The 21,873-nt window shown below is 68.0% G+C and carries 17 protein-coding genes; 9 read left to right on the top strand and 8 right to left on the bottom strand.

Translation table 11 applies throughout. From position 1 onward, the window contains the following. The first annotated feature begins 3 nt into the window (after positions 1 to 3). From FHW78_RS16880 to FHW78_RS16870, 3 genes are all read left to right on the top strand, one after another. Positions 4 to 777, top strand: a complete 774-nt coding sequence (locus tag FHW78_RS16880) for an RNA methyltransferase (protein WP_183643333.1) — start codon at positions 4 to 6, stop codon at positions 775 to 777. 114 nt (positions 778 to 891) lie between these two features. After that, on the top strand, positions 892 to 1,773 hold the full coding sequence (locus FHW78_RS16875; protein ID WP_225562263.1) for a phosphate/phosphite/phosphonate ABC transporter substrate-binding protein: 882 nt from the start codon (positions 892 to 894) through the stop codon (positions 1,771 to 1,773). Next, entirely contained in the window at positions 1,770 to 3,893 is a 2,124-nt protein-coding gene (locus tag FHW78_RS16870; RefSeq protein WP_183643330.1) for an EAL domain-containing protein, read from the top strand. Before FHW78_RS16875 ends, FHW78_RS16870 begins: the two co-directional genes overlap by 4 nt. A 145-nt stretch (positions 3,894 to 4,038) precedes the next feature. On the opposite strand, the gene FHW78_RS16865 is transcribed toward FHW78_RS16870, so the two are convergent. Further along, positions 4,039 to 4,671 carry an exopolysaccharide biosynthesis protein gene (locus FHW78_RS16865; RefSeq protein ID WP_183643327.1) on the bottom strand — a complete coding sequence of 211 codons (633 nt, stop codon included), beginning with the start codon at positions 4,669 to 4,671 and terminating at the stop codon, positions 4,039 to 4,041. Between the two features lie 3 nt (positions 4,672 to 4,674). After that, positions 4,675 to 5,979, bottom strand: coding sequence for a hemolysin family protein (locus FHW78_RS16860; RefSeq protein ID WP_183643324.1), 1,305 nt, complete (start codon positions 5,977 to 5,979; stop codon positions 4,675 to 4,677). Positions 5,980 to 6,232: 253 nt separating this feature from the next. Here FHW78_RS16860 and FHW78_RS16855 point away from each other — a divergent pair, with 253 nt between their 5' ends. Both FHW78_RS16855 and FHW78_RS16850 read left to right on the top strand, forming a co-directional pair. Continuing rightward, positions 6,233 to 6,859 (top strand): DUF47 family protein, encoded by a 627-nt coding sequence (locus tag FHW78_RS16855; RefSeq protein ID WP_183643321.1) that lies wholly within the window; start codon positions 6,233 to 6,235, stop codon positions 6,857 to 6,859. A 10-nt stretch (positions 6,860 to 6,869) separates the two neighbouring features. After that, positions 6,870 to 7,991, top strand: a complete 1,122-nt coding sequence (locus FHW78_RS16850; protein WP_183643318.1) for an inorganic phosphate transporter — start codon at positions 6,870 to 6,872, stop codon at positions 7,989 to 7,991. A 165-nt stretch (positions 7,992 to 8,156) separates the two neighbouring features. Here the strand turns inward: FHW78_RS16850 and FHW78_RS16845 are convergent, their stop codons facing one another. Next, on the bottom strand, positions 8,157 to 8,567 hold the full coding sequence (locus FHW78_RS16845; protein ID WP_141453614.1) for a hypothetical protein: 411 nt from the start codon (positions 8,565 to 8,567) through the stop codon (positions 8,157 to 8,159). Positions 8,568 to 8,685: 118 nt separating this feature from the next. On the opposite strand from FHW78_RS16845, the gene FHW78_RS16840 reads away from it, so the two are divergent. Together FHW78_RS16840 and FHW78_RS16835 are read left to right on the top strand one after the other, a co-directional pair. Beyond that, positions 8,686 to 9,024, top strand: a complete 339-nt coding sequence (locus FHW78_RS16840; RefSeq protein WP_183643315.1) for an MGMT family protein — start codon at positions 8,686 to 8,688, stop codon at positions 9,022 to 9,024. Between the two features lie 43 nt (positions 9,025 to 9,067). After that, positions 9,068 to 9,736 carry a rhomboid family intramembrane serine protease gene (locus FHW78_RS16835; protein ID WP_183643312.1) on the top strand — a complete coding sequence of 223 codons (669 nt, stop codon included), beginning with the start codon at positions 9,068 to 9,070 and terminating at the stop codon, positions 9,734 to 9,736. A 99-nt stretch (positions 9,737 to 9,835) separates the two neighbouring features. Here the strand turns inward: FHW78_RS16835 and FHW78_RS16830 are convergent, their stop codons facing one another. Together FHW78_RS16830 and FHW78_RS16825 are read right to left on the bottom strand one after the other, a co-directional pair. Continuing rightward, complete coding sequence (locus tag FHW78_RS16830) at positions 9,836 to 11,842, bottom strand: M13 family metallopeptidase (RefSeq protein WP_183643309.1); 2,007 nt, start codon at positions 11,840 to 11,842, stop codon at positions 9,836 to 9,838. Between the two features lie 148 nt (positions 11,843 to 11,990). Next, positions 11,991 to 14,078, bottom strand: a complete 2,088-nt coding sequence (locus FHW78_RS16825) for a M13-type metalloendopeptidase (RefSeq protein ID WP_183643307.1) — start codon at positions 14,076 to 14,078, stop codon at positions 11,991 to 11,993. A 204-nt stretch (positions 14,079 to 14,282) separates the two neighbouring features. Between FHW78_RS16825 and FHW78_RS16820 the strand changes: the two genes are divergently transcribed. Further along, a complete protein-coding gene (locus FHW78_RS16820; RefSeq protein WP_183643304.1) occupies positions 14,283 to 15,656 on the top strand; it encodes an MBL fold metallo-hydrolase in 1,374 nt (457 codons plus the stop codon). A 27-nt stretch (positions 15,657 to 15,683) separates the two neighbouring features. Here the strand turns inward: FHW78_RS16820 and FHW78_RS16815 are convergent, their stop codons facing one another. Further along, complete coding sequence (locus FHW78_RS16815; RefSeq protein WP_183643301.1) at positions 15,684 to 17,354, bottom strand: CHASE2 domain-containing protein; 1,671 nt, start codon at positions 17,352 to 17,354, stop codon at positions 15,684 to 15,686. Continuing rightward, on the bottom strand, positions 17,351 to 19,006 hold the full coding sequence (locus FHW78_RS16810) for a FecR domain-containing protein (RefSeq protein ID WP_183643298.1): 1,656 nt from the start codon (positions 19,004 to 19,006) through the stop codon (positions 17,351 to 17,353). Before FHW78_RS16810 ends, FHW78_RS16815 begins: the two co-directional genes overlap by 4 nt. 117 nt (positions 19,007 to 19,123) lie before the next feature. Here FHW78_RS16810 and FHW78_RS16805 point away from each other — a divergent pair, with 117 nt between their 5' ends. Then, positions 19,124 to 20,719 (top strand): NAD(P)/FAD-dependent oxidoreductase, encoded by a 1,596-nt coding sequence (locus FHW78_RS16805; protein ID WP_183643295.1) that lies wholly within the window; start codon positions 19,124 to 19,126, stop codon positions 20,717 to 20,719. A gap of 3 nt (positions 20,720 to 20,722) precedes the next feature. On the opposite strand, the gene FHW78_RS16800 is transcribed toward FHW78_RS16805, so the two are convergent. Beyond that, positions 20,723 to 21,754 (bottom strand): serine hydrolase domain-containing protein, encoded by a 1,032-nt coding sequence (locus FHW78_RS16800; protein WP_183644767.1) that lies wholly within the window; start codon positions 21,752 to 21,754, stop codon positions 20,723 to 20,725. Positions 21,755 to 21,873 lie beyond the last annotated feature (119 nt).

Genomic DNA, 21,873 nt, shown 5'->3' with positions numbered 1-21,873 from the left:
CCCATGAACACTCCCGAATTCCCGCTTCCCGCGGCCGACCGGCTGCGCATCGTGCTGGTCGGCACCCAGCATCCCGGCAACATCGGCGCCGCCGCGCGCGCCCTCAAGACCATGGGGCTGGCCCGGCTGGTATTGGTGGCCCCCGAACAGTTCCCGGCCGAGGAGGCCAGCCGCCGCGCCGCCGGGGCCGACGATCTGCTGGCCGACGCCCGGGTGGTCGCCACCTTGGCCGAAGGGGTGGCCGACTGCCGCTACGTGCTGGGCTGCACCGCCCGCAGCCGCCGGGTGCAACTGGAGGAATTCGAGCCGCGCCAGGCCGCCGCCCGGGCGGTGACGATGGCCGCGCAAGGCGAGGTGGCGATGGTGTTCGGCCGCGAACGCACCGGCCTGACCAACGAGGAACTGCAGCTGTGCCACGCCGCCGTCCACATTCCGGCCAATCCCGAGTACAGCTCCCTGAACCTGGCCGCCGCCGTGCAGGTACTGGCATATGAGCTGCGCCTGGCATTGCGCGGGCAGGCCTCGTCGCCGGCGCCGGAAAGCCGCCACCCCGACGACGCGCCGGCCAGCCACGCGCAACTGGAAGGCTTCTTCGCCCAGTTGGGGCAGACCCTGGATGAGATCGATTTCCACAAGGGCCGCACGCCGGATTCGGCGATGCGCAAACTGCGTCGCCTGTTCCTGCGCGCGGACCTGAGCGAACAGGAGGTGAGGCTGTTGCGGGGCGTGCTGGCGGACGCCCAGCGGATGGCCCGTTTGGCCGACGGGCGCACGTAATCTACTGTCCCAAAGTCACAATTTCGGCTAGGCTCCCACCACCTTTTCGAAGGATTCTCCTCGTTGCCTACGTCCCGGTTCGCATTCGTCCTGACGCTGATCGGGGCGTTCCTCCTGCCGGGTGCCGTGGCGCCGGCCGATGCCGCCGGTGGCGATGATCACGTGCTTGTCCTGGGCCGCATCAGCGACGATCCCAAGGCCCACTACGAACAGCTCAAGCCGCTGCTGGACTACGTGATCCCGCGCATGCGCGATGTCGGCATCACCGAGGGCCGCATCCTGATGGCGCGCGACACCCAGCAGATGATCAGCTACCTGCGCCGGGGCCGGGTGGACTGGGTGACTGAAACCGCCGGCACCGCGATGCGGTTGCAGGACCGGGCCGGCGCAAAGCCGCTGGTGCTGACCGAGCGTGGCGGGGTGGGGCGCTACCACGGCGTGTTCTTCGTGCGCCGCGACAGCGGCCTGGAGAACCTGCAGGACCTGAAGGGCAAGGCGATCGCGTTCCAGAACACCGCTTCCACCAGCGCCTATTTCGCGCCGGCGGTGGAATTGCTGGATGCCGGCCAGCGGCTGGAGATCCTGCTGTCGCCGATGGATCGGCCGGCCCCGGATTCGGTCGGCTATGTGTTCGCCCGCACCGAACTGAACATCGCGGCCTGGGTCCACAAGCGCCTGGTCGATGCCGGCGTGGTGAGCAGCCTGGACTGGAACGACGCCCGCCGCATCCCGCCCTCGTTCCGCAACGACTTCCGCATCATCCACGAAACCCCCGAGTATCCGCGCGCGCTGGAGATGGTGCGTGGCGATCTGGAGCCGGCGGTCGAGGCGCGCCTGCGCGAGGTGCTGCTGCAGGCCGCCGAAGATCCGCAGGCGCGCGAGGCGATGCGGCTGTTCTTCCGCACCACCGCCTTCCTGCCGGTGGATCCCGACTCGCGGCGTGCGCTGGAGCACCTGCGGCAGGGCGTGGGCCGCGTGCGCGAGCAGGTCGAATGAAGAACAACCTACGTTTTGGCCTGGAAGCGCGCTTCCTCACCGCCATGGCCATCATGCTGGCGGTGGTCATCGGGTTGCTGGCGACCCTGCTGCACCGGCAGAAGGCGATGCAGCAGGAAGTGGCGGGCGTGGCCCGCGAGGCCATGCACGGCATGGCCGAGGACAGCCTGCGCCGGCACGGCGGCGCCACCGTCGAGCAACTGGCCGACGCCCTGGCCAATCCGCTGTACTACTTCGATCTGGACACCATCGGCACGCTGGTCCGCTCCGCGCAGAAAGAGCCGGACGTCAGCTATGTGCTGGTCTACGACCCGCAGGGGCGGATCATCCACGATGGTTCCGAGGAAATCGCGGTCTACGGGCAGCAGATGAGCGACCCGCTGGCCTACGAGGCGATCAGCACGCCGGAACTGCATACCCAGTGGTCGCCGCAGATCGTCGATATCTCGGAGCCGATCATGATCGGCAACCAGCGCATCGGCGGGGTGCGGGTGGGCTACTCGCTGGATTCGGTGCGCGGACACGAGGATCGCGCCGTCGCCGCGGCGCGTACACGGCTGGAGGAACTGGGACACCGCCACCTGATCTGGGTGTGGGCGCTGTTGGCCGCGCTGGTGGTGGCCTGCGTGGCCATCATGGTCTACGCCCAGCGCACCCTGGTGCGTCCGATCCGGCAACTGGCCGAAGCCGCGCACGCCATCGAGGTGGGCAACTACAACGGCGAACGCCCGGTCAGCCACCGCAACGACGAGGTCGGCGAACTGGTGCGCGCCTTCAGCAGCATGAGCGACAGCATCGCCCGCCACGATCGCGACGTGCGGCGCATGGCCTACACCGATTCGCTGACTGGCCTGACCAACCGGCTGGCGTTCCGCGAGAGCCTGGACCACCGGCTGATGATGCTGCGCGGCGCCGGCCGCCAGTTGGCGCTGCTGTTCGCCGACATCGACGACTTCAAGCGGGTCAACGATACCCTCGGCCACGAGGCCGGCGACGAGGTGCTGCAGCAGTTCGCCAACCGCATCCGCGAGGCGGTCGAGCAACTGGGCGGCGACGACGCGATGCTGGCACGCTTCGGCGGCGACGAGTTCGTCATCCTGATCCAGGACGGCGACGTGCGTTCGGTGGCGACCCGGCTGGCCGAACAGCTGGTGACCGAGCTGGGCCGGCCGCTGGTGATCCAGGATCGACAGGTATTCCTGGGCACGTCGATCGGCATCACCCTGTTCCCCGAGGACGCCTCCGGCGCCACCGCGCTGATGAAGAACGGCGACATCGCCATGTACCAGGCCAAGGTGGCCGGCAAGAATTGCTACCGCTTCTACAGCCGGGCGATGGATCAGGCGGTGGAGCGGCGGGTGCGGATGGAGCAGGAACTGCGCGGCGCCTGGGAGCGCGGCGAACTCAGCCTGCTGTACCAGCCGGTGTTCCGGCTGTCCGACAGCCGCATCGTCGGCGCCGAGGCGCTGCTGCGCTGGCAGCACCCGGAGCTGGGCATGGTGGCGCCCTCGGTATTCATCGACGTGGCCGAGCAGAGCGGCCTGATCGAGAGCATCGGCCCGCGCGTTCTGCGCGCGGCGTGCACGGCGGCCGCGCACTGGAGCGCGGATCGGGATCCGATGGATCAGCTGTTCGTGTCGGTCAACGTCTCGCCGCGCCAGTTGCGCAGTGGCGATCTGCCGGAGGTCGTGGCCGAATGCCTGCGCGAAACCGGGCTGGCTTCCTCGCGGCTGCACCTGGAACTGACCGAGACCGCGGTGATCGCCGACGAGGCGCACGCCAGTGCGCTGCTGGCGACCCTGCACCGCACCGGGGTGAAGGTCTGGCTGGACGATTTCGGCACCGGCTTCTCCGGACTGAGCCACCTGCGCCGGGTACCGGTCGACGGCGTGAAGATCGATCGCAGCTTCATCGCCGACATGCTGCGCGATCCGGACGATCTGGCCCTGACCAGCGCGATCATCGCCATGGCCCATTCGCTGGGCATCACGGTGGTGGCCGAAGGCGTGGAGAAGGAAGGCCAGTTCAACATCCTGCGCGAACGCGGCTGCGATCTGGCCCAGGGCTATTGGCTGGGCTACCCGGTCACGGCTGCCGAGTTCGCCCAGCTCATTGCTTGAGCAACCCGGATCGATTCTCCTGTAGGAGCGACGTGAGTCGCGACCGTGCGCTTGCACCTGTCCGTATGGAACGGTATCCGGCTTTCATGGCCGAATCGGGTTGACGGTCGCGACTGACGTCGCTCCTACAACAGGCTCACGCGGATCAGGAAAACCAGCGGCCGAGGAATTCGGTGGTGGCGGCGACCAGGTGTCCGGACAGGAAGCCGAACACGATCACCGCGGTCCCGCCCGCCACCCAGGCCACCAGCATCAACGCGCCATCGCGTTCCAGCAGGGCCAGCGCGAACAGCAGCAACAGCACGCCGAACACGTAGTTGGTGAACGGAATCGGCAGGGCCAGCAGCAATCCCAGCAGGATCAGCAGCAGGCCGGTGAAGGAGAGCGCCAGCTTGTGATCGAGCACCGCGTGCAGGCGTGGGCGGATCAGTTTTTCCAGCCGTGCCAGCCAGGGCGAGAGCAGGCTGCGGAAGGTGATCAGCGCGCTGCGGTGCGGACCGCGCCGGGCGATGAAGCCGGGCAGCCACAGCCGGGAGAGGCCGACCAGCAACTGCACGCCGACCAGGATCACCAGCGGACCGCCGATGGCGCCGCCGACGCCCGGGATGGGAATGAACGCGGGCAGCACGCCGATGAACAGCAGCAGGCCGAACGCGCTCTGGCCGAAACCGGACAGGAGATCGCCCAGTTGCAGGACCTGGTTGGGATCGCCGAGCGCGAAATCGTCCAGCAGGGCGCGGGTCCCCGCGTGGGGCGGGTGGGATGAGGTGGAATCCATGGGTCAGGCCGCCGCGTCTTCGCCGGTTTCCTCCGGCAAGCGCTGCAGCAGCAGCTTGTCGACGCGCGCGCCGTCCAGGTCCACGACCTCGAAACGCCAGCCGTCCAGCTGGAAGGATTCGCCCACGTGCGGGATGCGGCCGAAGCGTTCGATCACCAGGCCGGCGATGGTGTTGTACTCGTCATCGTCGGGCAGGGTCACGCCCAGCAGTTCGCGCAGGTCATCGTTGGGCAGCGAGCCGTCCACCAGCAGCGAACCGTCGTCGCGCACGACCACCAGCGCGGCGTCCTCGTTGTTCTCCGCGGACTGCAGGCGTCCCACCACCGCGCCCATCAGGTCGCTGATGGTCACCAGGCCCTGGATTTCGCCGTACTCGTCCACCACCAGCGCCAGCGACTGCTGTTCCTCGCGGAAAATCTCCAGCAGCTTCATCGCATGGGTCGATTCGGACACGAACAGCGGCTCGCGCAGGTTGCGGAAAATCTCGGGCGACTTGTCGGCGAAGCGGTCCAGCAGCGACTTGACCTCCAGCACGCCGACCACGTCCTGGTCGCCGGCGCGATAGACCGGGAAGCGCGAGAACTGGGATTCGCGCATGACCTCGAGGTTTTCCTGGTAGTCGGCGGCGGTATCCAGCCAGACGATCTTCTTGCGCGGGGTCATCAGGCTGTCGGCGGTGCGATCGCCCAGGCGCATGACCCGGTTCATCATGTTGCGCTCGTCGACGTCGATCACGCCCTGCTCGTGGCTTTCGGTCACCAGCAGGCGGATTTCCTCCTCGGTCACCGCACCGCGGTTGTCGTCGCGGATGCCGAGCATGCGCAGCACGGCGCGGTTGATCGCGCCCAGCACGAACACCACCGGACGGGCGATGCGCGACAGCCAGTCCAGCGGGATGGCCACCATCGACGCGATGGCCTCGGCATTGGTCAGCGCCAGCCGCTTGGGAATCAGTTCGCCGAAGATGACCGAGCCGGCGGTGATCAGGGTGACCGCGGTACCGATGCCGATCGGGCGGGCGTACTGCTGGACGCCCGGCACCAGCTCGGCCAGCCAGCCGGCGATGATCGCGCCGATGGCGTCGCCGCCGAACACGCCGGCCAGGATGCCGATCAGGGTGATGCCGATCTGGACCGTGGACAGCAGGTTGTCCGGGTGCTCGGCCAGGTGCAGGGCCACGCGTGCCCCACGGCTTTCCTGGGCCATCTGCTTGAGCTTGAGCTTGCGCGAGGTCATCAGCGCCATCTCCGACAGGGCGAAGAAGGCGTTCAGGATGATCAGGGCGATGACGATCAGCAGTTCAAGCACGGCGGCCCTCCGTCATGGCCGGAGAGGGCGCCGCCGGGGATGCGTATCGCGGGCGACAGTGCGAGGGGGAGGTAGGGTCGTCTTCCATAGGGTGCACCCTCGGGTGCCGGAGGAGTGTACCAAACCCGGACCGGAGGGCCGCAGAGGGGGCTTTCCGGGGCCGGGATGGGGCCTGGCCGTCGCCAGGACGGTCACTAAACGGTCATAATTCCGCCCCTAAAGCCGTCCGCCCCGTGACGGCGGGATTTCCCCGATGTTCTCGCTGCAGACCATTTTCGGCTCCGGCCAGCAGTTCTACACCCTGCTCGAAGAGGCTTCCCAGGCCGCCCTGGACAGCGCCAAGGCCCTCCACGCCATGATGAAGGAAAGCGACCGCCAGCCGGCGCTGGACGCCTTCAAGCTGGCCCGCCTGCGCGAGCGCGCCACCTCGGACAAGATCAGCCAGGCGCTGGTGGACAGTTTCATCACCCCGATCGAGCGCGAGGACATCGAGGCGCTGGGTTCGGCCCTGTACAAGATTCCCAAGCAGATCGAGAAGTTCGCCGATCGCTACTCGCTGGCCCTGCAGCACCTGGAAGGCATCGACTTCGCGCCGCGCGCGGCGATGCTGGAGCAGGCCGCCGCGGTGGTGGTGGAGATGGTCCACGAACTGAAGAAGATGAACATCGATCGCATGACCGCGCTCAACGAGAAGCTGCGCGCGATCGAGAACGAGGCCGACCGGCTGATGCTGGAGCTGTACCGCGACATCTATTCCGGTCGCCTGGACCACCTGCAGATGTTCCTGCTCAAGGAGTTCTTCGAGATCCTGGAAAAGGCCATCGACCGCTGCCGCGAAGCCGGCGTGGTGGCCTACCAGATCGTGCTGAAGAACAGCTGAGGACCGGCCCATGCTGACCCTGGTCCTGGTGGTGATCCTGGCCGCGCTCGTGTTCGAGTTCATCAACGGCTTCCACGACACCGCCAATTCCATCGCCACCGTGGTCGCCACCAAGGTGCTCTCGCCCGGACAGGCGGTGATGCTGGCGGCGATCATGAACCTGGTGGGCGCGTTGACCGGCACCGCGGTCGCCAAGACGATTGCCTCCGGCCTGATCGACACCGGCGTGGTCGAGGTCACCTCGCAGGTGATCCTGTGCGCGCTGCTGGGCGGCATCGTCTGGAACCTCATCACCTGGTGGAAGGGCCTGCCGTCCTCCTCCTCGCATGCGCTGATCGGCGGCCTGTGCGGCGCCGCGCTGGCCGCGGCCCACAACGACTGGGGCGCGCTGATCTGGTCCGAAGCGGTTGGCGACTGGACCAAGAACAAGGGCATCCTGTGGAAGGTGGTGGTGCCGATGATCAGCTCGCCGATCGCCGGCTTCCTGCTCGGCATCGGCGTGATGCTGCTGCTGTGGGGCCTGATCGCGCTGCTCTCGCGGGCGACGGGCTGGCTGCGGCGGCTGGCCCGTCCGAACTTCGTCAACAAGTTCTTCGGCAAGGCGCAGATCATTTCCGCGGCCTACATGGGCTACGCGCACGGCCACAACGACGCGCAGAAGACCATGGGCATCATCGCGCTGACCCTGTTCGGCGCCGAGGCCTCGGGCGCGCTGAACGACCTGCCGGACTGGCTGGCGTTCCTGCATCCGGGCAGCGCCGGCGAGCAGGACATCGCGACCTGGATCGTGCTGACCTGCGCGGTGGTAATGGCACTGGGCACCGCCTCGGGCGGCTGGAAGATCATCAAGACCCTCGGCCACAAGATGGTCAAGCTGCATCCGATCAACGGCTTCGCCGCGGAAACCAGCTCGGCCACCATCCTGACCGTGGCCGCGCATTTCGGCATGCCGGTCTCCACCACCCACAGCATCTCCACCGCCATCATGGGCGTTGGCTTCGCCAAGAACCCGCGCGCGCTGAAGTTCAGCGTGGTCGAGCGGATCATCTGGGCCTGGATCCTGACCATCCCCGCCGCCGGCGGCATCGCCTATGGCCTGTTGAAGTTGCTGCAGGCGATTGGGTGGGCCTGATGAGGGGCCGGGATTCGGGATTGGGGACTCGGGATTGGCAGGAGCGAAGGCGTGTTGCCTGTGATCTGATCGCGTCCTGCCGCTTCGGGTGAATCTCGGGCCCGATGTTCCAAAGACGGGATCCGCTTCAACGAATCCCCAATCCCGAATCCCCACTCCCCGCCCTCAGAGCAAATCCCCTTCGGCGGAAAGCGCGCGTTCCATGCGGTCGCCCAGGCCGCCGATTTCCAGCACCAGGCGGTCGACTTCGGCCGGGGTCAGGCCGTCGTAGGGGCGGTTTTCGCACAGTTGCAGGTACGGCACGCCGTCGAGTTCGCCGATGGCCAGGTAGCCGACGCTGCTGTGCCAGTTGAAGCCGAGCGCGCGGCGGGCGTCGACGCCGGTGATCGGCGCGATGACCGTGCTGACCCGCAGGTAGCTGCGCTCGTCGTCGTTGCTCAGTTCGGACAGGAAGATGGCCTGGTGCCGGCTACCGCTGTCCAGCGACAGTTCCACGCAGGCCACATAGGGTTCCTGCACCGACACACGGTAGCCGGAGGTGGTCAGGTGGCTGCGGATCTGTTCGAAATTCTTCATGGCGTGGCGGACTCGGGAAATTCCAGAACCGTATGGTAGGCCGGTTTGCGGTGGCCGGGGTAGCCAGCGGGCGGGGCACGCGCCACACTTCCGGCATTCACCGACCGGAACGCCCCGCATGGCGGAAGCCACGCCTGAAGCGAAGATCCTCGCGGCCATCCGCGCGATTCCGCGCGGCCAGGTGGCCGGTTATGGCGAGGTCGCGCGTCGCGCGGGGCTGCCGGGCCGGGCGCGGCTGGTGGCGCGCATCCTCAGCAACAACGATGACGCGCGGCTGCCCTGGCACCGGGTCCTGCGTTCGGACGGCCGCATCGCGTTTCCCGAGGGTTCGAAGGGCTACCGCGAACAGAGCCAGCGGCTGCGTGCCGAAGGCGTGAGGGTCGAGCAGGGGCGGGTGCGCGGGGTAAAAGCTGCACGCACGCTGGACGAGGCGTTGTGGGGACCGCCGGGCGGCTGAAACTCCGCGGTTATCATGGGCCCGTTCCCGAAGGATGCGAGCCATGTTCCCTCCCGTGCTGCCGGTTACCCGCGCGCTGCTGATCGCCAATGTGGTGGTGTTCCTGCTCCAGAGTTTCCTGGGCGATGCCGTCACGGTCCCCTTCCTGCAGTGGCCGATCGATTTCACCGGAAATGCGGACGACTTCGCCCGCTATGCGTTCATGCCCTGGCAACCGCTGACCAGCGGGTTCATGCATGCCGGCCTGACCCATCTGTTGTTCAACATGCTCGCGCTGTGGATGTTCGGCTCGCCGCTTGAAGCGACCTGGGGCGAGAAACGCTTCACCACCTACTACTTCGTCTGCCTCATCGGCGCAAACCTGTGCCAGCTGCTGGTGAGTTCGTGGGTGTTGTCCGGCGGTGGCCCCGCGGTTCCCTCACTGGGCGCCTCGGGTGCGGTGTTCGGCCTGTTGCTGGGTTACGGCATGCTGTTCCCGAACCAGCGCATGATCGTGTTTCCGATTCCGATGGAGATCCGCGCCCGCACGCTGGTGATCATCTACGGCGCGCTGACGCTGCTGTTCGGCATCACCGGCATGCAGTCAGGCGTGGCCCACTTCGCCCATCTCGGCGGCATGATTTTCGGCTGGCTGATGATCCGCTACTGGCGCGGGCAGCCGCCGTTCGGCAAGCGCCGGCCGCCGGGGCCGAGGATGCGGATCGTCAAGTAATCGATCCGAACGGACGGCACTCCTCCCGGGGAGGAAGCCGCACAAAGAAAAACGGCGCGTTTCCGCGCCGTTTTTTGTTGGCTTTTCCGGCCCGCCGTTTCAGCGCCACTTGCCGATCAGATCCGCGTCCTTGCGCTGCATCGGCTGGCCCGGCTTGCAGCTGAAGGCCTGGCCGAATGTCGCCTGGTTGGACAGCGGCGCGTTGGTGCGCCAGACGCCCGGCGCACGCACGTCGGTGGCGGCGCGCTGGGCGGCCTCGGCGGCGTCCATGCGTTGCGCCCACAACTGCGCCCAGGCGGTGTAGAACGACTGCTTGGCGGGGACGGCGGCCTGCGGCTCGGCGGTGATGAAGGCATCCCACGCCAGTTCGACACCGGCCAGGTCGGCCAATGCCTCGTCCTGGACCAGCTTGCCGTTGACCTTGACGTTCTTCAGTTCGGGATAGGCGAACGCGTCGTACTGCGCCGCGATCTTCGCGCCGATGGCGTTCCAGGCGGTCAGCTCGGAGGCGGTCCACCAGTCGCGCAGTTCGCCCTTGGCGTCGACCATGCGGCCCTTGTTGTCGAAGCCGCGGCTGAGCTCGTGGCCCACCAGCGCGCCGTAGGCGCCGTACTGGCCGGCGGCATCGCGCTGCGGATCGAACACCGGTGCCTGCAGCACCGCGGCGGTGACGATCAGGCGGTTCTGTGCCAGGTCGTAGGCCAGCGCGGGCTGCTGCGGCAGCACGTCCCAGCGGCGATCCGCATTGCCCTTGCCGATCCGCTTCATCTCCTCGCGATGGCGCCAGGTCGAGGCGATCAGCATGTTGCCGCCGAAGCTGCCGCGGCCCATCGGCTGCACGCTGTAATCGACGTCGCGGTGCGGCGTGCCGACTTCGATCTTGAGCTTGCCCAGCTTGGCCTTGGCTTCGGCCTTGGCGCCATCGCTGAGCCAGGTGGCGCGTTCGACCGCGCGGCCCAGCGCGTCGCGGACCTGGGCGGCGATCGCCTCGGCCTGCTGGTCGCTGGACCTGGGCAGGTAACGCTCGGCGTACTCCTTGCCCAGCATCGGGCCGGCGGCCAGGTTGATTGCGCCCAGCACCTGCTGCCAGCGGGCCGGCGGCGTGGTCTCCCCGCGCAGGACCTTGCCGCGGAACTCGAATTCGGCGTCGCGGAACGACTTGGCCAGGTACGGGGCCATGGCATCGCCGACGCGCCAGCGCAGGTAGGCCTTCCACTGGTCCGGCTTGAGGCTGGCGACCAGCGTGTCGATCTGCTTGAACAGCGCCGGATCGGCGATCGACACGGTGTCGTCGCTGACGCCCTGGGCCTTGAGGAAGGCATCGATCTGCAGGTTGCGGTATTGCTTGCCCAGTTCCTTGGTGGCGACCGGGGCGAAGTTGGACAGCGGATTGCGCAGGTCCAGCAGCGGCTTGGAAACCTGCGCCAGGCGGGTTTCCAGATCCAGCACCGCCTGCGTGTCGGCGTCCAGGCGATTCTGCGCGGTGCCGGTGAGGGCGAGGATCTGCTTCACGTAGGCGCGATAGCGATCCATCACCTGTTTGGTGTCGGCGTCATTGCGGGTGTAGTAGGCGGGATCCGGCAGGCCCAGGCCACCCTGCATGAAGTAGCCGATGTGGCGATCCAGCGCACGCAGGTCCACGTCGGGGCTGAAATTGAAGGCGACCGGAATGCCGACCTGGTGCAGCGCCGCGATCGCCGGCGCGACGTCCTTGGCCTTCTTGATGGCGTTGATGCGATCCAGCAGCGGCGCGATCGGCTTGGCGCCGTCGGCTTCCACCGCGGCTTCGTCCAGGCCGCTGGCCCAGAAGTCGCCGAGCAGCTTCTGCACGTGTCCCTGCGGCGACTGCATCGCCGCCTGCAGCAGGTCGCGCTGCTGCTGTTCCGCGCGCTCGCGCAGCTGGCCCAACGCGCTGGTGCCCGGCGTGGCGTTGGCCTTCAGCCAGTCGGCATTGGCATGGGCATAGAAATCGCTGCAGGCGGGGCTGACGGCGGGAGCGCGCGGCGCCTTCTTCTTGGCGGCTTCGGCCTGCGGGATGCCCAGCGCGGCGACCAGGGCGAAGGCGAGCAGGGAGGGATGGCCAAGGGCGGCGCGGGTCTTCGACATCAGGGAATCCGGGGTGTTGGAGTTGGCGGATTCTAGCAAGCAGGGCTGGCACTCCCTGAACGCGGCGCACACTTCCAGGGCAGGTCCGGAAACGAGGAAGGCCCGGGAATTCCCGGGCCTTCGAGGGTACCGCCGGACGTAGTCCGGATTACCAGATCACCACCTGCTTGTCGCCGTCGCGGACCATGGCGTCGCCGGCCTTGCACTGGAACGCCGCGGCGAACGCCGGCAGGTTGGACGGGGCACCGATGGCGCGGAAGTTGGCCGGCGCGTGCGGGTCGGTCTTCAGGCGCACGGTCAGTTCTTCCGGGGTGAAATTGCGACGCCACACCGTGGCCCAGTTCAGGAAGAAGCGCTGGTCGCGGGTCAGCCCGTCGGTCTTCGGATCCGGGGTGGCCTCGGTGGCCTTCTTCATCGCTTCGTACGCGGTCGCCAGGCCGCCCAGGTCGGCGATGTTCTCGCCCAGGGTCAGGCTGCCGTTGACCTTGCCGCCGCCTTCGGTGGTGTAGCCGTTGAACTGGTTGACCAGCTTGCCGGTGAGGCCGGAGAACGCCTTGGCGTCGCCGTCGGTCCACCACACTTCCATGTTGCCGGTCGGCCCGAAGCGCGAGCCCTGATCGTCGTAGCCGTGGATCATCTCGTGGCCGATCACCGCGCCGATGCCGCCGTAGTTCATTTCATCCGAGGCATTGGGATCGAAGAACGGCGGCTGCAGGATGGCGGCCGGGAACACGATCTCGTTCTGCAGCGGGTTGTAGTAGGCGTTGACCATCTGCGGCGGCATGCCCCATTCGGTCTTGTCCACGGGCTTGCCGATCTTGCCGAGGTTCCACTTGTAGTTGAATTCCTGCGCGGCCAGCACGTTGCCGATGTAGCTGTCGCGGCTGGTGGCCAGGCCGGTCCACTCGCGCCACTTGTCGGGATAGCCGATCTTCGGGGTGAAGGTTTCCCACTTGGCGATGGCCTTCTGCTTGGTCTCCGCGCTCATCCACGGCAGGTTTTCCAGGCGGGTCTTCAGCGCGGTGCGCAGGTTGCCGACCAGGGTTTCCATCTTGGCCTTGGACTCGGCCGGGAAGGCGACCTTCACGTACATCTGGCCCAGCGCTTCGCCGGCCTCGCCTTCCACGGTGTCGAGCACGCGCTTCCAGCGCGGCTTGATTTCCTTCTGCCCGCGCAGGGTCTTGGCGTAGAAGTTGAAGTTCTCGTTGACGAAGGCGTCGCTCAGGTACGGCGAGGCGCCGTCGACGGTGTGGAAGCGCAGGTAGGCGCGCCAGATCGCCGGGTCGGTGTCGCCCAGCATCTTGCTCACTTCCTGGTGGAAGCCCGGCATCGCCAGCGAGAACTTGTCCGCCTTCACGCCCTGCGATTCGAAGAACCGGGTCCAGGAGAAATTCGGGGTCAGCTTGTCGGCGTCGGCCAGGGTGACCGGGTTGTAGTACAGCGAGACGTCGCGCGAGAGTTCCTCGCTGGTCTTGGATGCTTTCGCCAGGCGGGTTTCGAACGCGACCACGTCCTTGGCCTGCTTGGCGGCGTCGGCGACGGCCACGCCGGACAGTTCCAGCACCTTGGCGATGTGGGCCTCGTAGGCCTGCAGCTTTTCCTTGTTCTCGGCCTTGGTGTAGTACTCCGGATCCGGCAGGCCCAGGCCGCCCTGGGAGGCGTAGGCCAGCACCATCGAGGAATCCTTGAAATCGGCTTCGCCGCCGAAGCCGAACAGGAAGTTGCGGCCCTTGGCGGCATTGGCGCTCAGGTATTCGACAATCGCTTCCTTGCCGGCCAGGCCGTCGATCGCGGCCAGATCGGCCTTGATCGGCTCGATGCCCTGGGCGTTGACCTTGGCTTCGTCCATGCCGGTGGCCCACAGGTCGCCGACGATCTTCTCCACGCCGGTGGCGTTGGCATGCGCGGCGGCCTGTTCGGCCAGCTGACGCTGCACGGCGGTGGAACGCTCATCCAGCATTTCGAACGCGCCCCAGCTGGTGCGATCGCCCGGGATGGCGTTGGCGGCCAGCCACTTGCCGTTGGCGTAGCCGGTGAAATCGGCGCAGGCGTTCTTGCTGGTGTCCAGATCCGAGACCAGGAAGCGGTTCACCGGCGGCAGCTTGCTCTCGTCCAGCTTCAGCTGCAGTTCGCCGCTGTCGGCGCCGGCCTTGGCGGCGGCGTCGGGGGAGGCGGCTTCGTTGGGCTTGGAACAGCCGGCGAGGGCCGCGGTGACGGCCAGGGACAAGAGAAGCATCTGCGGTTTACGGAAGGTCACTTTCAACTCCGGCCCGGGTGGGCATTGGGATAGGTCTGTCCAGACGGACGTGCGCGGACTCTACTCCCCGCCCGGAAAGGCGGGGGGTGTCGAAGGTCATGGTACGGGGCCGGCCATTGCCGGGGCGTCATGGCCACGATGGCCGGTCATGCTAGGGTTGGGCGGACATTGCGAGAGCCGAGAATGCGGATCGAATTCCATGGCGCGGCCGGCGAGGTGACCGGCTCGATGCATCTGCTGCACGCGGGCGGCAGGCGGATCCTGCTGGACTGCGGGATGCTCCAGGGCAGCCGCGAGGCCGAGGCCCGCAACGCCGATCCGTTCCCGTTCGAACCGTCGTCGCTGGACGCGCTGGTGGTAAGCCATGCCCACATCGATCACATCGGCCGGATTCCGCTGCTGGTGCGGCGCGGATTCCGCGGGCCGATCCATGCGCAGGCGGCCACCGCCGAACTGATGCCGGTGATGCTGATGGACTCGGCCTCGCTGGCCGAAGCGGACGCCGAACGCGCCAACCGGCGCCGCCGCGACGGCGAGCCCGAGATCCAGCCGCTATACGGACGCGAGGACGTGCAGGCGGCGATGGCACAGGTACGGCCGCTTGCATACGACCAGCGACAGCCGATCCTGGCGGGCGTGGACATCGCCTTCCGCGATGCCGGCCATATCCTCGGTTCCAGCATCGTCGAGATCTGGGCCGATGATCGCAAGCTGGTGTTCTCCGGCGATCTGGGCCAGAAGGGTACGCCGATCCTGCGCGATCCTTCGCCGGTGCGCGACGCGGACCTGGTGCTGATGGAGTCCACCTATGGCGATCGCAACCATCGCGATCGTCCGGCCACGGTACGCGAACTGGGCGATATCCTCGAGCAGGCCTGGGCCGATCGCGGCAATGTGCTGATACCCGCGTTCGCGGTCGGCCGCAGCCAGGAACTGCTGTACTGGTTCGCGCGCCATTGGGACGAGTGGAACCTGTCGCGCTGGCGCGTGTTCCTGGACAGTCCGATGGCGGGCAAGGTCGTGCAGATATACGGACGCCACCACGAACTGTTCGACATGGAAGCGCAGGAAGTCTGGCGCGGCTCGCCCAATCCGTTCCGGCTGCCCAACCTGCACATCACCGAAAGCACCGCCGAATCGATGGCGATCAACCAGATCACCAATGGCGCGATCATCATCGCCGGCTCGGGCATGGCCAACGGCGGTCGCATCCAGCACCACCTGGCCCACAACCTGGATCGGCAGCGCACGCACGTGGTGTTTGTCGGTTACCAGGCCGAGGGCACGCTGGGACGGCGGCTGGTCGATGGCGCGCGCTGGGTACGCATCCACGGTCGCGACCACCGGGTCAATGCGCGGTGCCACACCATCGGCGGCCTGTCCGCGCATGCGGATCAGGCCGGATTGCTGGCGTGGTACGGCGGCTTCGAACCTTCGCCTCCGGTGGTGCTGGTGCATGGCGAGGACCGCGCGCGCGAGGCGCTGGCCGGCGAAATCGGCGAACGCTTCGGAGTGACTGCGGAACTGGCGCGGCCGGGCATGCAACTGGACGTCTGAAAACACTCGCGACCGGTGCGCCGGTCGTCAGGGCGTCGCGGCGGCGTGGCTCACACTGCGGTTGCGACCGGCCTGCTTGGCCTGGTACAGCGCCGCGTCGGCGCGTTCGAACACTTCCGCCGAATCCAGGTTGTCGCCGGCCTGGGTGGTGTGGATGCCGATGCTGGCGGTGAATGGCGGCGCATCGAGGGCACGCTCGGTGCGGGCGGCGAGATTGGCCAGATCGACATGGATGGTGGTGGCGATGGTGGCGGCCGCCTGCGCGGAGGTTTCCGGCAGCAGCACCGCGAATTCGTCGCCGCCCAATCGCGCGATCACGTCGCGCGGGCGGCGCGCGCGTCCGCGCAGCACGCGCGCCAGCAGCCGCAGCACCGCGTCGCCGCTGGCGTGTCCCTGGCTGTCATTGAGCTGCTTGAAATGATCGATGTCCAGCAGCAGCAGCGACATCGGCAGGTGGGTGCGCTGGATCGCGCGCAGTTCCTGTTCCAGCGCATGGTTGAACTTGTTGCGGTTGGCCAGCCCGGTCAGCGGGTCGGTCTGGGCGGCGCGCTGGGTGCGGCGAATCAGGCGGTATACCCATACCGACGCGCCGGTCGCCAGCACCAGCAGGGTGGCCGAGGCGGGGAACCACAGCCGCGCGAACTGCAGCAGCAGCAGGGACAGCAGCAAGGTCAGGGCAATCGTGGCCAGCGCCGGCCGCCAGATCTGGCGGAACGCCGGGAAGCCGCACAACACCATCGGCAGCGATACCAGCAGGATCGACAGCAGCAATTGCGCGCCCAGCGACATCGGGGTGATGGCGGTGCCCTGGATCAGCATGTTGAGCACGTTGGCCTCGTACTCAACGCCGGTCAGTCCGCGTCCGCCGCGCTGGCCCGGCACGTTGACGGTGTCGCCCATTCCCATCGCGGTGGTGCCCACCAGCACCCAGCGTCCCTGCAACAGCGAGGCCGGCACGCGCTGGTGGATGACGTCGGTGTAGGAAACCTGGGCGAATCCGCCCGGAGGACTGGCGTAGGGAACCAGCACGCGGTGATCGCGCACCCAGCGCTGCAGCGAGGCCTGGTCCTGATCCGACAGGCGTTCGCCGGGCAGATCATCGTTCTGGGCCAGCGGCTGATCCAACTGGCTCAGCGCCAGCGCCAGGGCCGGCCAGCGCGGAGAACCCTGGCCGGCGCGCAGATAGGCGCTGCGCACCACGCCATCGTCGTCCGCCGCCAGGTCCACGTGACCCAGTGAAGCGACCGATGCGGAGAATTCCGGGATTGGCAGCAGTTCCACCAGCGGCCCGTTGGCCTGGGTCGCCTCGGCCAGCACCGGCAACACCACCTTGCCGTGGCGACTCATGGCACGCGCCAGCAACGCATCGCCCTCGGGGTCGAACAGCGCCGGTTCGGACAGCAGCAGATCCAGGCCGATGCCACGCACGCCGATGCGTCCGAGTTCGTCGATCAGGCGCGCATGCTGGCGCCGCGACCACGGCCAGCGACCCAGTTCGCCCAGGCTCTTTTCGTCGATGGCGACGACGACGATGCGATTGTCCGCTTCCTGCGAGACCAGCGGGCCGAGCCGGTCGTACAGCCATTGATCCATCCGCGCGACCAGGCCGGTCAGGATCAGGCAGGCCACGATTGCCGATGCGCCGAGCGCGATCAGCAGGCGGCTCCTGGGCTTGGAGGTCGAGGGCGGGGGGATCATAGGCTCAGCAGGAGCAGGACCGCGCCCGCTCCGGCACCGATCCGGCACAGCCGACAGGGCAGCTTGACCTTCTGCGCCGGCGCGAACTCGCCGGTTTCCCCGTCGGTGTCGATGGCCTGCGCGCGCAGGTACCAGGTTCCGCCGGCCAGCTTGGACACGGTGATTTCGGGCTGTTCGACGACCTCGTCGACGCGCAGCTTGTCAAACGACGGCGAACGCGACATCTGGAAGCGGTAGCGCTGGCCCGGCTGGCCCGCGCGCCAGTGGAAACTGATGCCTCCGGCGCGTGCGCCATCCTTGTCCAGATCGATGTCGTCGATCGGATCCAGCGGGCGGACCGTGAACTCGATGGCGTCTCCAAATGGCCCCTTCTTCCCCTGGGCATCGATGCTGCCCACCCGCCAATAGTACGCGCCGGGCGGCAACGGCTCTGCGACGGTGATCGCTTCTCCGCGCACCTCGTCCCCTCGCGCGACCGGGTCGCGGAACTCGGGGTTGTCCGCCACTTCGTAGCGGTAGCGGTGGGCTTCCGGCGCCTGGGTCCAGCGCAATGCCGGACGGTTCTGGCGGACCAGGCCGCCGGCCGAGGGAGTGATGGCATACGGCGGCACGGGCCGGCCTTCGATGGCGAACGCGGCGTCGGCATCGCGGCCTTCCAGGCCGCCGCCATCAATCGCGCTGACCCGAAGGTGGTACTGACCCGGCTCCAGCACCGGGGCGGTGACCGAAGGCGTGCCGCTGGCGAGATCGGCGACGAGCGCCGCGAAATCCGGGTGCGGGCTGATCAGGACACGATAGCCCGCGGCGCCGGCGACCGCGGGCCAGGCGAACTGCGGGCGCACGCTGTCCTGGTGCGCGGCGATCGACGAAAGGTCCGGCGCGGGCAGCAGCGCGATCGGCTGCAGCGAATCGCCTCCCCCGGTTTGCGCGTGCGTGCCGAAGCCGGGCTTGAGCAAGGTCGCGTGCCGGCCGACGGTCACCGCGACGCGTCCGTCCAGCACCTCCGCCTGGGTACCCTGGTCACCGCTGTGGATGCGGAAACGGGTGCCGCGCACGGCGGAGGAAGCGGTGGGCGTGTCGACGATGAAGCGGGAACCCGGACCACGCAGATGGCGGACTTCGTTGTGGACGTGGCCGCGCTGCAGGCGCAGGCGGGTGTCGACCATGCCGGTGCGGCCGTAGCGGGTCAGCCGGTCCAGCACCAGTTCGCTGCCCTCGCGCAGGCGCAGGCGGGAGCCATCGGCGAACTGCAGGCTCAGCGATGCGCCCGCGGCGGTCAGCAGGCGGCTGCCTGCTCCCAGTTCCATGCCTTCGTTCACCGCTTGCGAGGTGCCGGCGCTGGTCACGGTGGTGGCCTTGCCGATCAACGCCACCACCCGCGCCCGCGCCGGCTGCTGGCGTAGCCAGGTCAGGGGAATGCGCAGGCGGGTGCCCGGCGCCAGCCGGTAGGGATCGGCGATGCGGTTATGCTGTTGAAGCCGATGCCAGTCGACTCCGGGTTTGAGATAGGCGCCGCCCAGATCCCACAGGGTGTCGCCCGGGCGGACCCGGTAGACCCAGTCTTCGGCGAACGCGGGGACGCAGGCCAACGCCAGGACCAGCAAGAGCCCCGCGCGGAATCCCATTCCCCGGACCAACGTCGTGATCGCCAAGCCTGTTCCCTGCCATCCAGTTTGCGTGCTGAATCACAATTATAGGCGAGCCGGCCTCCCGGCTGTGGCCGCTGCGGGCCCCGGCTTCCGTTTAGGCGTTCCGGCCGGAGCGGGGGCATGAGCGACTCCTCCCGGGACGTCCTGCTGGTCGGTGGAGGCCACAACGGCCTGGTCTGCGCGGCCTATCTGGCCAGGGCGGGCCTGGGGGTGACCGTGCTGGAACGCCGCGCGGTGCTGGGTGGCGCCGCGGTCACGGAGGAATTCCACCCCGGTTTCCGCAATTCGGTGGCGTCTTATACGGTCTCGCTGCTGCAGCCCCGGGTCATCGCCGAGCTGGAGCTTGCCCGCCATGGCCTGCGGGTGGTCGAGCGCCGACGCAACAACTTCCTGCCGCTGCCGGACGGCGGCTACCTGCTGACCGGCGGCGGCCAGACCCGGGCCGAGTTCGCCAAGTTCTCCGCCCGCGACGCCGAGCGGCTGCCGGCCTACGAGGCCCGCCTGGACGCGATCGCCGACGTGCTGCGCGCGCTGGCGCTGGAGCCGCCGCCCAACCTGACCGATGGCGGCTGGTGGAAAGCATTGCCGGAACTGCTGCGCACCGCGCGCCTGGGCCGGAAGCTGCATGCGCTGGACGAGACCCTGCGGCAGGAACTGCTGGATCTGTTCACCATCTCCGCCGGCGAATACCTGGACCGCTGGTTCGAGAGCGAACCGGTCAAGGCGCTGTTCGGTTTCGACGGCGTGGTCGGCAACTACGCCAGTCCGTACACGCCCGGTTCGGCGTACGTGCTGCTGCACCATGTGTTCGGCGAGGTGAACGGGGTCAAGGGCGCGTGGGGCCACGCCATTGGCGGCATGGGCGCGATCACCCAGGCGATGGCCGGCGCCGCGCGCGCGGCCGGCGTGGAACTGCGCACCGGTGCCGGCGTGCGCGAGGTGCTGGTGGAACGGGGCCGCGCGGTCGGCGTGGTGACCTCCGACGGCGAGACGCTGCGCGCCCGCGCGGTGGTCGCCAACGTCAATCCCAAGCTGTTGTACGAGCAACTGATGCGCGCGGACGACGTACCCGCGCCCACCCGCGAGCGGATGGCGAACTGGCGCTGCGGTTCGGGTACGTTCCGCATGAACGTGGCGCTGTCGCGCCTGCCGGATTTCACCGCCTTGCCGGGCGAGGGTGATCACCTGACCGCCGGCATCATCCTGGCGCCGAGCCTGGACTACATGGATCGCGCCTATCGCGACGCGCTGGCGCACGGCTGGTCGCGCGAGCCGATCGTGGAGATGCTGATTCCCTCCACGCTGGACGATTCACTCGCGCCGCCGGGCCAGCACGTCGCCAGCCTGTTCTGCCAGCACGTGGCGCCGGTGTTGCCGGGGGAACGCAGCTGGGACGATCACCGCGAGGAAGTCGCCGATCTCATGATCGCCACGGTGGATCGCTTCGCGCCCGGCTTCGCCGCTTCGGTGCTGGGCCGGCAGGTTTTGAGCCCGCTGGACCTGGAACGCACCTTCGGGCTGATCGGCGGCGACATCTTCCACGGTGCGCTCTCGCTCAACCAGTTGTTCAGTGCCCGGCCGATGCTGGGGCAGGCGGGCTATCGCGGTGCGATTCCCGGCCTGTACCTGTGCGGTGCGGGCACCCATCCGGGCGGCGGCGTCACCGGCGCGCCCGGGCACAACGCGGCGCAGGTGATCCTGGCCGATCTGAAGTGAGGCTCAGCGCTGGCGGAACAGATCCGCGATGGCGACGGCGGTGCGATAGGGCTCCGGATCGTTGCGGTTGCTCAGCAGGATGACGGTGAGCTTCTCCTTCGGATAGCGCACGATCACGTTGCGGAAGCCGATGCTCTCGCCGGAATGCCAGACCGCGTCGCCGTTGATGCGCCAGCCGAAGCCGTAGTACGGCACGTCCGGTTCCGGCGTGGGCGTGGCGTGGCTGAAGGCCAGGTCCAGCGATGTCTTCTTCAACAGGCGCTCGTCGTAGAGCGCCGCGTCCCAACGCGCCAGATCCCGGATCGAGGAATAGATGCCGCCGTCGCCCAGCACCGCGCTGGTCGGGCTCTGGTCCGTACGCTCCCAGCGGCCATCGGTTTCGCTGTAGCCGTAGGCGCGGTTGACCACGGTGGAGACGCCTTCCTCCAGCGCCAACGTGTCGGCCATGCCCAGCGGCAGGAAGATGCGCTGGCGCAGGAAGCTGGCGAAATCCTGCCCCGAGGCCTTGCCGACGATCAGCGCCAGCAACGCGTAGCCGCTGTTGCTGTAGCGGTACGAACTGCCGGGCGCGAAATAGGTGCGGTCCTGTCCTTCCAGGATGTGCAGTACGTCGATGTCGTGCAGCTGGCCCTTCAGATCGGCGGGCATCACGTCTTCGTAGTCGATCAGTCCGGAGGTATGGCTGAGCAGCTGGCGGATGGTGATGGCGTCGGCGGCGGCCGGCAGGGAAGGCAGCCAGCGCTTGACCGGATCGTCCAGCCGCAGCTTGCCGTCCTCGGCCAGCAGCAGGATGCTGGCGGCGGTGAACTGCTTGCTGATCGAGGCCAGTCGGTAGTTGGTCTCCGGCGTGGCGGGCACGCGATCTTCCAGGTTGGCCAGGCCGAAGCCGCGATCGACCACCGGCTGGCCGTCCTTCAGGACCAGCAGGGACGCGCCCGGCACCTGGCCGTCGTAGCGCTGCATCAGGCTGGCGATGGCGGCGTCACGGCGGGCCTTTGCGTCACCGGCCGCGTCCGCCTGCGCATGCACGGTCATCGACGGGAACAGCGCCGCCACCAGCAACAGGGGCAGCACACACGCGGTCCGCGACAGATTCATCCAGCCTCTCCCCGGTTTGAATGGAAGCCGGAGCATAGCGGGTTGGGGTGGCGCGC

It is taken from the genome of Pseudoxanthomonas sp. OG2, from assembly GCF_014192765.1.
GTDB lineage: Bacteria > Pseudomonadota > Gammaproteobacteria > Xanthomonadales > Xanthomonadaceae > Pseudoxanthomonas_A > Pseudoxanthomonas_A beigongshangi.
Note: the sequence above shows the minus strand (reverse complement) of the source record. Positions and strands in the feature narration are given on the sequence as shown.